Source organism: Paenibacillus sp. 598K, assembly GCF_003851045.1.
Classification (GTDB): domain Bacteria; phylum Bacillota; class Bacilli; order Paenibacillales; family Paenibacillaceae; genus Paenibacillus_D.
In genome coordinates this window covers 3,123-3,492 of record NZ_BFBX01000151.1, presented here as the reverse complement: position 1 = coordinate 3,492, position 370 = coordinate 3,123, and the positions used below count along the sequence as shown (strand labels likewise).

The following is a 370-nucleotide window of genomic DNA, read 5'->3' as shown; positions in this document are numbered from 1 at the left end:
CGCAGTGGAGCAACTTCGCCTCCGCAGGCGAGGCGATCTGGCGTTATATTTTCAACACCGCGCTCTATGCGCTCGGCGGCAGTCTCTCGGTCATCCTGCTCTCGACGCTGGCTGGCTACGTGTTCGCCAAAAAGCAATTTCCCGGCAAGGAGCTGCTGTTCATGATGATGCTGGGGCTGATGATGATCCCCGGCATCCTGACGCTCATCCCGTCCTACGTCCTCTATGCCAATCTGGGGCTGACCAACACGCCTTGGGTCATCCTCATCCAGGCAGCGGCTGGCGGACAGATCTTCGGCATCTTCCTGAGCCGCACCTTCATCGCGGGCTTGCCCAATGAGATCTTCGACGCGGCCAAGATCGATGGCGC

At 60.0% G+C, this 370-nt stretch carries 1 pseudogene; it reads left to right on the top strand.

What is annotated here, in order from left to right:
* Positions 1–370, top strand: a pseudogene (locus PA598K_RS32090) (carbohydrate ABC transporter permease); the annotation flags it as partial.